Origin of the sequence: Rosenbergiella nectarea, assembly GCF_900111105.1 — a bacterium.
In the GTDB taxonomy this organism is placed as follows: Bacteria; Pseudomonadota; Gammaproteobacteria; order Enterobacterales; family Enterobacteriaceae; genus Rosenbergiella; species Rosenbergiella nectarea.
Window position 1 is genome coordinate 163,404 of sequence record NZ_FOGC01000003.1, and the last position, 13,475, is coordinate 176,878.

Here is a 13,475-nt window from a genome sequence, read left to right on the forward strand (position 1 = left end):
CTATTCCACTGATAACGAGCAATGTAACGAGGTTTTATGCGTTTTTTACATACCATGATCCGTGTTGGGGATCTTGACCGCGCAGTCGATTTTTATACCCGTGTGTTAGGGATGCGTCTCTTACGGACCAGTGAAAACAGTGAGTATCAATACACTCTCGCCTTCGTGGGCTATACAGACGAGTCTGAAGGTGCGGTATTGGAGCTTACGTATAACTGGGGCGTCGAACGCTACGACTTGGGCAAAGGGTACGGACATATCGCGCTTGAAGTCGACTCGGCGGCCGAAACATGTGAGCGCATTCGCCAAGCGGGTGGCAACGTTACGCGTGAAGCCGGTCCGGTCAAAGGCGGGAAAACTGTCATTGCTTTCGTTGAAGACCCCGATGGCTATAAAATCGAATTAATCGAGAAAAAAGATGCAGGTCTTGGATTAAATAACGATTAATCGCGGTTAAAGGGCTGCACCGCAGCCCTGTTTTTGTCATACTTGCCGACTATTTTCACTGTAATTGAGAACCAGATGTCAGATACTGCCAATGCCCACCTACTCAAACACCGTTTTCGTGGATTTTACCCCGTCGTCATTGACGTCGAAACCGCCGGTTTTAATGCTGAAACGGATGCATTATTAGAGATTGCGGCAATCACTGTGCGAATGAATGAAGATGGCTGGTTAGTTGAAGATCAAAAGATTCATTTTAATATCACCCCATTTGAAGGGGCGATTCTTCATCCAGAAGCATTGGCCTTTACCGGCATTAATCCCAACGATCCTGAACGTAAGGCCGTCAGTGAATATGATGCCCTGCATGCTATTTTCAAGATGGTAAGAAAGGGTATGAAAGAGACCGATTGTTCAAGAGCGGTCATTGTGGCCCATAATGCTCATTTTGATCACAGCTTCACTATGGCCGCGGCACAGCGTGCTGGCTTAAAACGTAATCCTTTCCACCCCTTTGCCACCTTCGACACTGCCGCGTTAAGTGGGCTGGTGTTGGGACAAACGGTACTCGCTAAAGCCTGTATTAGTGCAGGGATAAGTTTCGATAGTGAACAAGCGCATAGTGCCCTTTACGATACCGAGCAGACGACTGCACTGTTTTGTGAGTTAGTGAATAGATGGAAGCGTCTTGGGGGCTGGCCATTGGCCACCGAACAGCAACAAGTGGTGGAGACCTCCCCACCACTAGCATAAATCGCGAATCGCGCTATTCCGCTGCGCGAGACTTGTCTGCAGTCTCTTTAATGAGAGATTGCAGCTCGCCGCGCTGATACATTTCCATAATAATGTCACATCCCCCCACTAATTCACCGTCAACCCACAGTTGTGGGAAAGTTGGCCAGTTAGCGTAAGCAGGAAGCTCTGCACGAATGTCTGGGTTTTGCAGAATATCTACGTAAGCAAAACGCTCACCACAGCCTGACAGCGCTTGGACGGCTTGCGCAGAAAAGCCACAGCTTGGCAATTTAGGAGACCCTTTCATATAAAGCAGAATTGGGTTTTCGGAGATTTGTGTTTTAATTTTTTCAAGAGTGCTCATTTTGCTTCCTCAACAACAGCTTAGTTTCTTATAGTGTACCGTTTATCGTGGTCGGTGTGAAATTCCATAATGGTTTAGTTCACTGCATAGGCAATAGATAGGAATTATCTTATTAACCACTAATTATGTGATATAGATCACGACGATGTAACCATTTTCCCCTACTCTAGCCAAATTGATGGATAAGTAATGAACGCAATCACGCTTAGTAACAGATTTAATTAAATTCTCGCTTAACTTTTCGAAAAGTTCTGGATTAGAATGGCTTATGGGGCTGACAACGTTGTCAGAGGTTATTTTTACTCACTGACTCTTTTTTTGAGTACATCACTGACTAAATACTAAATATGCGGCTAATAATTACGCTTTCAATTCTTGCATTTATGCAACTCTTTTTTACAGTCGCCGAAGCGGCCCCTCACCGACATCTTAATGCCACTGCGCATAAATCGGTAAAAAAAGTGGCTGCAGAAGACACTCGTCGCAAGCGGAAACAGGTCAAAACTGCTACTAAACGCACTAAACAGCCTCCACCTCATAAAGTTAAGCATATTGCCAAAAAAACACTCTCCCCTTCGCACTCCTCCAAATCTTCTAAACTTGCAAAGGCTCGTATCACTCGTAAGAAGTATTACGCTGGGCAGAAAGTGTTAGCGCGCCATAACATACGCATCGCCTCCCCCCACTCTGCAGCGATGGTAATGAGTGCAACACACCACCAGAAATATCAAAAAGCGCGTCAAACCGCGATGAATAAATTGATGAACCAACTCGGTAAGCCTTACCAGTGGGGGGGAACTTCCCCACATACTGGTTTCGACTGCAGCGGTTTAGTTTATTATGCTTATAAGGATCTCGTAAAATTTAAGATCCCGCGCACAGCTAACGAAATGTATCACTTGCGTGACGCTGCGCCGGTGAAAAGAAATTCTCTTCAAAAGGGTGATCTGGTGTTTTTCCGTATCCATCGCCGAGGGGCGGCTGATCATGTTGGCGTTTATGTCGGAAATGGCAAGTTTATCCAATCCCCCCGTACTGGCAAAGATATTCAAATTACCGACCTTACCGGTGAATATTGGCAAAAACACTATATTGGTGCTCGCCGCGTCATGACTCCTAACTCTGTACGGTAGCAGTAAGCCGACTTAAACAAATCCCCGCACAATTGGGGATTTTTCATTTCTAGCGCTATCAACCTCTATCCTACGTAACGATTTGTAAACGCGTAAACTTTGTTGCGCAAAAAGCTCGTTTTAGCCCCGTCACCCTGCTAGAATCCACCCCCTTTATTTTTTAGTTGCGCAAACGCAAACGCTTTCCTAGGAGAATACCCCATGGCAACGATTAAAGATGTGGCTAAACTCGCCGGGGTTTCCACCACAACTGTTTCTCACGTGATCAATAAAACACGTTTCGTTGCGGAACGGACTCAGCAAACAGTGTGGGATGCCATCAATACTCTGCACTATTCACCGAGTGCTGTAGCGCGTAGTCTCAAAGTGAATACCACCAAGACTATTGGTCTGTTGTCCACCTCGGTGGAAGCTCCTTACTGGGCTGAGATCATCGAAGCGATAGAGAAAAAATGTTTTCAGCATGGCTATACGTTGTTATTGGCTAATGCTCATACCGACTTTGAAAAACAGCGGGCCTACCTTTCGATGATGGCGCAAAAACGTGTAGATGGGTTAATGGTGATGTGTGCCGAGTACCCCGATTCTCTCTTAAAAATGCTGGAAGAGCACAGTCAATTGCCAATGGTAGTGATGGACTGGGGGAGTTCTCATGCCCATTTCACCGATACCGTTGAAGATAATGCTTTTGCGGGGGGACATTTAGCTGCCCGCTATTTGTTAGATCGTGGCCATCGCGATATCGGCTGTATTCCTGGGCAGATGGAACGCCATACTGGCGGCGGTCGTTTAGCGGGATTTATTAAAGCGTTAAATGATGCAGGAATTACTCCCCGTGAAGAATGGATCGTTCAAGGGGATTTCGAATCTGAATCGGGTTATCACGCCATGCAACAGATCCTTTCGAAAAAACAGCGCCCGACTGCAGTGTTTTGTGGGGGGGATGTGATGGCGATGGGGGCAATTTGCGCCGCAACTGAACAGGGGCTGAATGTGCCTCAAGATATTTCGGTGATCGGTTACGATAATATCCGCAATTCGCGCTATTTTAGCCCCGCGTTAACCACAATTCACCAACCCAAGATTGAATTGGGTGAAAAAGCGTTGGAAATGCTGCTTGACCGTATTGTTAATAAACGCGATGAGGCGCAACGCCTCGAGATTCATCCTCAACTTGTGGAGCGGCGCTCTGTCATTGATGGCCCTTACATCGACTATCGTCGTTAATCCCTCGTCACCAGCCACTCTTGATTAAGGGTGGCTGTATCGCCTAAATAGTCCAAAATCCATTGTAAACCGGGTGAAAAACGGTTCTCCCGCCAACTCAAATAACAGGGACTGTCTGGGATACTTATAGGCAATTCAACGAGCCTTCCTTGCTGTAGATAGGGTGTGCCAATATGCGCCGGCACCATCGCAACACATAGTCCGGTTTGTACGCAACGCATCCCTACCGGCCAATTTGGCACGACAAGTCGTCGTTGATTATCTAGGGTCCAGGTATCACGGCGAGGGAGCACTCGTGAGGTATCCTCAATCACTAGTGATGGCCATTTCCGCAGATCGTCTTCCTTAATTAGCGTTTGCCCCTGTAGAGGATGATCGTTTGCCACGACACAACGCCATGAAAGTTTACCCATATCGCGCACGCTAAAGCGCCCTGACACAGGAACAGCCTGAGTTGCACCGATAGCCATATCCACGCGCCCATCAGCCAGCGCATCCCATACACCATTAAACACTTCGTCGTGGATATGAAGTTCGATATCAGGGAAATGACGATAGAAATCCACGACCAGTTGCTCGACGCGCGACTGTTTCACAATCCTATCAATCGCGATTGAGAAGCGGCCTCTCCAGCCATTAGCGAGTTGCTGGCATTGTTGACGGGTGCCATTCATTTTTTTGATAACACTTCGGGCTTCAGTAAGAAAATGTTCGCCGGATGGCGTTAAGATAACATCACGATGGCGCCGCTCAAACAGTTCAACCGCTAACCACTCTTCCACTTGTTTTACTGAATAGCTAATTGCGGAGGGTACTCTGTGCAATTCCTGAGCAGCCCCCGAAAAGCTGCCATTACGCGCCACGCTATCAATAACAGTTAAGGTATATTCTGACCACATAGTTGCTTTCAATTATTTTGAATAGTGATGGCAAATATTACCGGTTTACAAATCACTCTGCACCCTTTTACACTCAGCGTATTATTTTGACTAGGACGCCCTATGCAACATCCAAAACTTTTCTTTGTCTACCTCGCCCTACTGAGCATGCTTGGCTTTCTGGCAACCGATATGTATCTCCCTGCGTTTACCGCTATGCAAGACTATCTGGCGACAAGTGCCAATATGGTCAGTGCGAGTCTGAGTTTATTCTTGGCAGGGTTCTGTTGCGCGCAGTTATTCTGGGGGCCTTTATCCGATAAAATTGGTCGCCGAACCGTATTAGTCTACGGCCTATCAGTGTTCACCCTGAGCTGTCTAGCCGTAGTATGGGTCACTGATGCCCGTGTTTTACTGGTCCTGAGATTCCTTCAGGCCTGTGGGGTGTGTGCAGCAGCAGTGTGCTGGCAGTCTTTAGTGCTTGACCATTTTCTTAAGGAGAAGGCGCATAAAATGTTCGCGGCGATCATGCCGCTAGTCGCCCTTTCACCCGCCCTCGCACCCTTGATTGGCGCGTGGCTGATTAGCCACTTTGACTGGCAAGCCATATTCGTGACCTTAACATTAATCAGCGCCATCTTATTGGCGCTGACTTTCTACTTACTGCCACCAGCCCGCTTGCCCTCTTCAACAAAGTCTGAGCATTTGCCTTATAAGACATTGCTGTTACAGCCGCAATTTACTGGCAACATTGTTATCTATGCCGCCTGTTCAGCCAGTTTTTTTGCGTGGTTAACGGGGTCGCCTTTTATTATGGGACAATTAGGGTTAAGCCCAAGTGAGATTGGGTTGAGCTATATCCCCCAAACCGTAACCTTCTTAATCGGTGGTTTTGGTTGCCGTGCCTTACTGAATCGTTTTAACGGCGAACAACTTTTACCTTGGTTATTGTTCGCCTACTTGGTGAGTGTCTCTGCTCTGTTAGCCGTCGGTTTATGGATGACCCCTTCGCTTACACGATTACTGGTCCCTTTTAGTGTAATGGCCATGGCAAACGGGGCTATCTACCCTATCGTGGTGTCGAAAGCATTAAAAGCGTTCCCTGAACACAGTGGTAAAGCCGCTTCTGTACAAAATTTTACCCAGCTTGGCTTATGTTTTCTCTACAGCCTCTGGGTTTCTTCACAGATTGAACAGGTTATCAGTATTACCGTGATCGCCATGGCATCCACCCTAATTTTGGCGTTAATCGGCTATTTCACCCAAGCACAGGTCAATAAACCCTCTCGCTAACGCGCGTTCCTTCCATACTTATTCTCTATTGAACTCTACCGAAGTCAGTCCTATACTGATTTCGGTGGATGACGTTATACAAAACTTTACGCAACCACTGCATTATAAAAATAATAAGTAGTCACTGATGAATAGCTGTTTACCTTTCTCCGGAAAGTCATGCAACCGCTTCCAAGCGTAGTGTGTTATTTGAACAGGTGATATACGCATATGTCTACGTCATGTATTGAAGAAGTTAATTTAAAAGAAGATCATTGGTTTCGTATTGCACATGAGCTACTCGACAGTGCAGATATTCAGATTAACGGTTCACGGCCTGGCGATATACGTGTCGTCAATCAGCAATTTTTCAAACGCGTATTACAAGAAGGTTCTTTAGGCTTAGGTGAAAGTTATATGGACGGTTGGTGGGAGTGCGACCGACTGGATATTTTTTTCACAAAGGTTCTGCGCCATAAGTTAGATCATCAACTCCCCCATCATTTTAAAGATACGTTACGCATCGCTACCGCGAGACTCACCAATCTTCAGTCGAAAAAACGGGCGTGGATTGTTGGGAAAGAACATTATGACCTGGGGAATGATCTCTTTTCATTAATGCTCGATCCTTATATGCAATATTCGTGCGGTTATTGGTCCACTGCGTCTACCCTTGAAGCCGCTCAGGAAGCCAAACTCGACTTAATTTGTCGTAAATTACACCTTCAGCCCGGTATGACTTTATTAGATATTGGTTGTGGTTGGGGGGGACTCTCGGAATATGCCGCCAAACATTATCAGGTCAAGGTCAAGGGCGTGACGATTTCTGCCGAGCAGCAGAAAATGGCTCAGCAACGCTGTGCGGGACTAGATGTTGAAATTTTACTGCAAGATTACCGCGACCTTCACGAGCAATTTGACCGTATCGTGTCGGTCGGAATGTTTGAACATGTGGGGCCTAAAAACTATGCTACCTATTTTGAGGTAGCAGCCAGAAACCTCAAACCCGATGGGCTATTTGTGTTGCATACTATTGGATCGAACCATACGAATCTCCATGTCGATCCGTGGATTGATAAATACATTTTCCCCAACGGTTGCTTACCCTCTGTCAAACAGATTGCAGAATACAGTGAACCGCATTTTGTGATGGAAGATTGGCATAACTTTGGTCCCGACTACGATAAAACGTTAATGGCGTGGTATGAAAGGTTTCTTGCCGCGTGGCCAGAACTTTCGCAGCGTTACGATCCGCGTTTTAAGCGTATGTTTACTTATTACCTCAATGCCTGCGCGGGTGCGTTTCGTTCGCGTGATATTCAGCTTTGGCAGGTGGTATTCAGTCGCGGGATTGACGGCGGATTAAGGGTGGCACGCTAAATTAAAGAAGCTCCCTTCACTCGGGAGCTTGTTTTACTGTTATTTTTTATTCAGCATTCTTTCAACAGTATCGACAATAGCTTGCGTCTGCGTATCAATTTCGATATTAACGCTGTCACCTAATTTGCGCTCAGAGAGTAATGTACGTTCCAACGTTTCGGGGATAAGATGCACGCAGAAACGCCGCTCTGTCACATCGCCTAGGGTTAGGCTACAGCCATCAATCCCAATAAAACCTTTATGAAGAATATATTTCATTAAGTTTGGATCGTTGATGTCAAACCAGACTTCACGGTTATGCTCGGATTGAATTATTTTACTTACCGAAGCTTGGGCCATAATATGACCGGACATTAAGTGCCCACCGATTTCGTCTGAAAATTTTGCTGCTCGCTCAATATTGACGCGATCTCCGACCGATAATTGTCCTAGATTCGTGACGCGTAGCGTTTCTTTAATCAAGTCAAAGCTGACGATATTGCCCTCTATCGCCGTGACAGTTAAGCAACAGCCATTGTGCGCAACCGATGCGCCAATTTGCAAGGCTTCAAGCCATTCTGCTGGGAATATCACTTTATGGGTCCGAAAAAGCGGTTGTTCTTCTATATCAATAATTTCAGCGGTGCCAAGCACAATACCAGTAAACATTTCTTCCCCCTTATTTTGCTCCAGATTATCACAGATTACGTCGTATTCATGACTAGCCAGTGCGGTGAGAGAAAATAATTATGGTTTTCTCCTTTATGAATGCACGCCATTCGGCGATGATAGCTTGAGATTGGGATAATAATTACGTTAAGGATATCCAGTGCGAAAGTATTTTAAAGAAGCTAAACAGTTACTTGTGTTAGCTATTCCTGTCATTTTGTCGCAAACCTCGCAAACCGCGATGGGGTTTGTTGATACGACAATGGCGGGTTCGGTGAGTGCAACCGATATGGCGGCCGTTGCGATCGGTACCTCAATATGGCTACCTGTGATTCTCTTCGCATTAGGGATATTAATGGCGATCACGCCCACGGTAGCTCATTTTGCGGGCTCGGGACGTAGAAACAAAGTAGGCGATCATGTTCAACAAGGTTTATGGCTTGCCACCTTCCTGTCAATTTTCGTCATTGCCATCATCTGGAATGCCGGAATATTTATTCGTGCCATGTCAGGAATCGATCCCAAGATGGCAGATATTGCTGAACGTTATCTGCACGCTCTGATGTGGGGAGCGCCTGGATTTCTTTACTTTCAAGTTATTCGCGACCAATGTGACGGCCTATCAAAGACAGCGCCGAGTATGGTCTTCGGTTTTATCGGGTTACTGTGCAATATCCCGATTAACTATATCTTTATTTATGGTCATTTTGGTATGCCTGCACTGGGTGGGGTCGGCTGTGGTGTCGCCACCGCTTCCGTCTATTGGTTAATGTTTTTGGGCCTCTGGCTATGGACCAAAAAATCTCGTAGCCTACAAGATATCCGCCCCACTGTTCGCTGGGCTAAACCCAACTTTAGAGTTATCGCTCGGATTATCACACTTGGATTACCCATCGCCTCTGCCCTGTTTTTTGAGGTAACTCTGTTTGCGGTGGTGGCAATATTAGTTTCTCCTCTGGGCGTTGTTGAGGTTGCTGGGCACCAAATTGCGCTGAACTTTAGCTCATTGATGTTTGTTATTCCGTTATCCATGGGAATTGCGAGTACTATCCGCGTAGGCTATCAGTTAGGCCGTGGGTCGACGGAAGGCGCGCGAGTCGCCGCCTGGACATCTCAAGCTGTCGGACTATGTTTTGTCTGTTGTACGGCCATCGCGACGGTCGTATTCCGGCATGATATTGCGCGGTTATATAATGATAATCCTGCTGTTGTCGCGCTGGCGGGACAGTTAATGTTTCTTGCAGCAATTTATCAATGCTCAGACAGTGTACAAGTCATTGGAAGTGGGATACTACGCGGCTACAAAGATACTCGAGCTATATTCTTTATTACCTTCATTGCTTATTGGCTATTGGGACTCCCCTGCGGCTACATTTTAGCATTAACGGATGTCGTCGTACCGCGCATGGGACCCGCTGGCTTCTGGTGTGGCTTCATCATCGGGTTGACCTCCGCGGCGATAATGATGGTTTCACGTATCATTACCTTGCAGAAAAAACCGCCTAATGTGATTTTAACTCGCGCAAGCCGATAAACAGTGCGTGAAATGATTAAAATTTCCACTCACTGATTAGATGTCAACCATTTAGCAGATATTTATGGTTTTCTGCTTGCCAGTCGCTAAGGATGCCGTTAATATTCGTCCCGCTGCCGCAATGCAGCGTGTGCGTCCGTAGCTCAGTTGGTTAGAGCACCACCTTGACATGGTGGGGGTCGGTGGTTCGAGTCCACTCGGACGCACCAAATCTAGCGTTATTCTGCGTCCGTAGCTCAGTTGGTTAGAGCACCACCTTGACATGGTGGGGGTCGGTGGTTCGAGTCCACTCGGACGCACCATAAGTCACCGAACCATTCAAACGCCTCAGCTTACCGTTTATATCCTTTCTCTCTAAAATAAATTTACTTTTATCGTAGTTTCTTTTAGTTAACTCGACTAAATAATTACCTCTCCCTTTTAAACTTTTCTATTAAAGTAATAATTAATTTAAAATATCTTTCCCTCTGAATTAATCTTATGATAAAGCTAATTTAGTGATCTTCATCCCACAGCGTTAATTGTTAACAAGCCTTTATAACGTGAGCAGGTTAAATTTTACCTCTCAACTTTAGCGAGATAATTATCAACCTTAAACCTCTGCCTCTGGCTGAAGTTAGGTCAGCTCTGCTATAAAATTAAAGGATGAATTATGAGTAAGCTGCATCAAAATGAAATTGATAGCCTCGTGAAATTACTCGGTGGGCAGGCTAATATTAATAGTGTCAGCCATTGTATTACACGTTTACGATTAGTCCTTAACGATCCAAGCCTCGCCAAACCCAAAGAGATTGAAAAGCTCCCGATGGTAAAGGGTTGTTTTACGAATGCAGGGCAGTTTCAGGTCGTGATCGGACCGCAGGTAACGGAATATTATCAAGCCTTAATGGATACCCTTGATCTCTCAAGTTCAGATAAATCCTCTATTCGCCAAGCCGCTCGAAAAAATATGTCTTTATCAGAGGCCGCCTTTTCGCATATCGCCGAAATATTTTTTCCCCTACTCCCTGCATTAATTAGTGGCGGCCTAATATTGGGGTTTAGAAATATTATTGGCGATATTCCTTTCCAGAATGGTCTGACCCTCGCTCAACTCTATCCCGTCTGGCAGACTATCTATGAATTACTTTGGTTACCCGGCGAAGCTATTTTTATGTTTTTACCGGTCGCGGTATGTTGGTCAACGGTCACTAAAATGAAAGGAACCCCCATATTAGGGATTATATTAGGTATCACCTTAGTTTCCCCTCAATTAATGAACTCTTATTTATTAGGTCAACAAATTCCGGAAATTTGGGATTTTGGTTGGTTTAGTCTGGAAAAAGTAGGGTATCAAGCGCAAGTCATCCCTTCAATACTCGCGGGGATGATGTTAGCCCTGATTGAGCGGCAGCTCACCCGCATTGTTCCTCTTTCCTTAAATTTGGTGTTAGTGCCCGTCACGTCATTACTCTTCGCCATCCCATTAGCCCATGCGCTCATTGGCCCCTTTGGTCGTTTACTCGGCGAAGGCGTGGCGTTTATCGTTCAGTATGTTATGACCGGAAGTTTAGCGCCAATTGGCGCAGCGCTGTTTGGTTTTCTTTATGCGCCTCTGGTAATCACTGGCATCCATCAAACGACTCTAGCGATTGATATGCAGATGATTCAAAGCATGGGGGGCACACCGGTATGGCCATTGATTGCGCTATCGAACATCGCCCAAGCCTCAGCAGTGGTTGCAATAATCCTAAGGGATAAACGTCGTCAACAGCGCGACGTTGCGGTTCCCGCAGCGATAGCCGCTTATCTAGGCGTGACTGAACCTGCAATGTATGGCGTGAACTTGAAGTACCGATACCCCATGCTTTGCGCCATGATCGGCTCAGCTCTCGCCGGTTTGCTCTGTGGCGTTAATCAGGTACTTGCCAATGGTATAGGTGTCGGCGGTCTACCAGGCATCCTCTCTATCCAGCCGCAGTTTTGGTTAACCTTTTTCTTCGCCATGCTTATCGCTATCGCCGTACCGATAATTCTGACCTTGTTGATCGCAAACTATTTGAGCCGTCGGCAACCCAATTTATCTGTTGAAGAGTGAATTTTCACCCGTCAACGACTTAAGGAGACATTACCTCATGGAAATAAATTGGTCCCAGGACAAAGTGATTTATCAAATTTACCCTAAAAGCTTCCAAGATACGGATCACAATGGCATTGGCGATTTAGCGGGCGTTATCCAGCGACTTGATTATTTACAGTTTCTCGGTGTAGATATTATTTGGTTGACGCCCATCTATCCCTCCCCCCAAATAGATAATGGGTATGATGTCAGTGACTATTTTACTATAGATCCGCTGTACGGCTCGATGGAGGATTTTGAACGACTGGTTCAACAAGCACACCTCAGAAATATACGAATTATGATGGATATGGTGTTTAACCATACTTCGACTGAACATCCTTGGTTTATTCAGGCATGTGACCCTACGAGCCAGTTTCATCCTTTTTACATCTGGCATGAAGCCCCTGAAAAGGGGTTACCGACTAATTGGGTGTCTAAATTTGGAGGGAGTGCTTGGCAATGGCAAGAGGACGCCGGGAAGTACTATTTACACCTATTCAGCCCGCAGCAAGCCGATCTGAATTGGGAACATCCGCCTGTGCGTCAAGCCATCAAAGCTATTTGTCAATTTTGGGCGGCTAAAGGTGTTGATGCATTCCGACTAGATGTGATTAATCTCATTTCCAAACCCGCTGAATTTGTGGATGACCCGAACGGGGATGGTCGACAACTCTATACAGACGGGCCTAAGGTGCACCAATACTTACAAGAACTCAGCCGAGATGTCTTCCAGCCCCTTGGCCTCATTACGGTGGGTGAAATGTCTTCCACCACCTTATCGCATTGCCAACACTATGCAGCACTTGATCACCGCGAACTGACCATGGCCTTTAATTTTCACCATTTAAAGGTGGATTACCCTCAAGGCAATAAGTGGCGTTTAGCCCGGCCAAATTTTGTGGAACTTAAGCAGATTATTAATTATTGGCAACAGGGGATGCATCAACGCGCCAACACGGCGCTATTTTGGGGGAATCACGATCAGCCTCGCGTCGTTTCTCGGTTCGGTGAAGATAGACACTATCGCGTCGTCTCCGCAAAAATGCTCGCGATGGTCCTCTACGGTATGCAAGGTACCCCTTTTATTTTTCAAGGCGAAGAGATTGGGATGACCAATGCTGGTTTTACCGATATTTCACACTATCGGGATATTGAAAGCCTCTCATTTTATACTGAACAAGGCAGTCGTGGCATCCCTACTGCTGAATCACTGGCGATCCTTGCGACGAAATCTCGTGATAACAGTCGGACTCCGATGCAGTGGGATGAAGGGGTCTACGCGGGGTTTAGTCACGCCGCCCCATGGATAGGCCTTAACCCAAATTACCGTCAAATTAATGTTGCTGCTGCCATCGCCGACCCAGATTCTATTTTACATACCTATCGCGCACTCATTCGCTTACGTAAGCAGTACGAGGTTATCCAGTTTGGTGACTACATCGACCTACTCCCCGAACACCCAGAAATTTGGTGCTATCTTCGCCGTTGGAATAATCAACGGTTGTTGGTCGTCGCTAATCTAACGTCTCTCTGCGTCGATTGGTCCCCACCAACCTCAGTCCCTGACTCACCCTGTCAACTGCTGTGGGCAAATTACCCTACAGTCACCGATTACCCGACCGCAGGTCGGTTAAAACCTTATCAAGCCGCATGGTGGCTATGTACAGAGGACTAATAATCCGGTGAGGCGAGTTCATGGCCGAAGCTGCCAGCCACTACCTCCCTTTATCACTACTTTTTTTTACTGTTTGATTGACCT

General features: G+C 46.3%; 12 protein-coding genes and 2 tRNA genes. 11 read left to right on the top strand and 3 right to left on the bottom strand.

Annotated features, from left to right (window positions below; translation table 11 throughout):
• Nucleotides 1–36 precede the first annotated feature (36 nt).
• Nucleotides 37–447, top strand: a complete 411-nt coding sequence (gene gloA / locus BMX14_RS05385) for a lactoylglutathione lyase (protein WP_092673893.1) — start codon at nucleotides 37–39, stop codon at nucleotides 445–447.
• Nucleotides 448–522: 75 nt separating this feature from the next.
• Entirely contained in the window at nucleotides 523–1,197 is a 675-nt protein-coding gene (rnt, locus tag BMX14_RS05390; protein ID WP_092673896.1) for a ribonuclease T, read from the top strand.
• Nucleotides 1,198–1,210: 13 nt separating this feature from the next.
• On the opposite strand, the gene BMX14_RS05395 is transcribed toward rnt, so the two are convergent.
• Nucleotides 1,211–1,543 (bottom strand): Grx4 family monothiol glutaredoxin, encoded by a 333-nt coding sequence (locus BMX14_RS05395; RefSeq protein ID WP_092673899.1) that lies wholly within the window; start codon nucleotides 1,541–1,543, stop codon nucleotides 1,211–1,213.
• A gap of 347 nt (nucleotides 1,544–1,890) precedes the next feature.
• On the opposite strand from BMX14_RS05395, the gene BMX14_RS05400 reads away from it, so the two are divergent.
• Both BMX14_RS05400 and purR read left to right on the top strand, forming a co-directional pair.
• A complete protein-coding gene (locus BMX14_RS05400; protein WP_092673902.1) occupies nucleotides 1,891–2,676 on the top strand; it encodes a C40 family peptidase in 786 nt (261 codons plus the stop codon).
• Between the two features lie 201 nt (nucleotides 2,677–2,877).
• Nucleotides 2,878–3,903 (top strand): HTH-type transcriptional repressor PurR, encoded by a 1,026-nt coding sequence (purR, locus tag BMX14_RS05405; protein WP_092673905.1) that lies wholly within the window; start codon nucleotides 2,878–2,880, stop codon nucleotides 3,901–3,903.
• Here the strand turns inward: purR and punR are convergent.
• Nucleotides 3,900–4,802 carry a DNA-binding transcriptional activator PunR gene (gene punR, locus BMX14_RS05410; RefSeq protein ID WP_092673908.1) on the bottom strand — a complete coding sequence of 301 codons (903 nt, stop codon included), beginning with the start codon at nucleotides 4,800–4,802 and terminating at the stop codon, nucleotides 3,900–3,902. The two genes, purR and punR, sit on opposite strands and share 4 nt — an antisense overlap.
• Before the next feature lie 102 nt (nucleotides 4,803–4,904).
• Here punR and punC point away from each other — a divergent pair, with 102 nt between their 5' ends.
• The gene (gene punC / locus BMX14_RS05415; protein WP_092673911.1) at nucleotides 4,905–6,074 is read left to right on the top strand and encodes a purine nucleoside transporter PunC; all 1,170 of its coding nucleotides are present in this window, start codon (nucleotides 4,905–4,907) and stop codon (nucleotides 6,072–6,074) included.
• A gap of 210 nt (nucleotides 6,075–6,284) precedes the next feature.
• Nucleotides 6,285–7,433: a cyclopropane fatty acyl phospholipid synthase gene (gene cfa, locus BMX14_RS05420; protein ID WP_092673914.1), complete on the top strand. Its 1,149-nt coding sequence runs from the start codon at nucleotides 6,285–6,287 to the stop codon at nucleotides 7,431–7,433.
• A 39-nt stretch (nucleotides 7,434–7,472) separates the two neighbouring features.
• On the opposite strand, the gene BMX14_RS05425 is transcribed toward cfa, so the two are convergent.
• Complete coding sequence (locus tag BMX14_RS05425; protein ID WP_092673917.1) at nucleotides 7,473–8,081, bottom strand: riboflavin synthase subunit alpha; 609 nt, start codon at nucleotides 8,079–8,081, stop codon at nucleotides 7,473–7,475.
• Between the two features lie 160 nt (nucleotides 8,082–8,241).
• Here BMX14_RS05425 and BMX14_RS05430 point away from each other — a divergent pair, with 160 nt between their 5' ends.
• From BMX14_RS05430 to BMX14_RS05450, 5 genes are all read left to right on the top strand, one after another.
• Nucleotides 8,242–9,615: an MATE family efflux transporter gene (locus BMX14_RS05430; RefSeq protein ID WP_092673920.1), complete on the top strand. Its 1,374-nt coding sequence runs from the start codon at nucleotides 8,242–8,244 to the stop codon at nucleotides 9,613–9,615.
• Nucleotides 9,616–9,747: 132 nt separating this feature from the next.
• A tRNA-Val gene (locus BMX14_RS05435) sits at nucleotides 9,748–9,824 on the top strand.
• A gap of 16 nt (nucleotides 9,825–9,840) precedes the next feature.
• Nucleotides 9,841–9,917 (top strand) — tRNA-Val (locus BMX14_RS05440).
• A 350-nt stretch (nucleotides 9,918–10,267) separates the two neighbouring features.
• The gene (gene treB, locus BMX14_RS05445; RefSeq protein ID WP_092673923.1) at nucleotides 10,268–11,692 is read left to right on the top strand and encodes a PTS trehalose transporter subunit IIBC; all 1,425 of its coding nucleotides are present in this window, start codon (nucleotides 10,268–10,270) and stop codon (nucleotides 11,690–11,692) included.
• 37 nt (nucleotides 11,693–11,729) lie between these two features.
• Nucleotides 11,730–13,391 carry an alpha,alpha-phosphotrehalase gene (locus BMX14_RS05450; protein WP_092673926.1) on the top strand — a complete coding sequence of 554 codons (1,662 nt, stop codon included), beginning with the start codon at nucleotides 11,730–11,732 and terminating at the stop codon, nucleotides 13,389–13,391.
• Nucleotides 13,392–13,475: the final 84 nt, after the last annotated feature.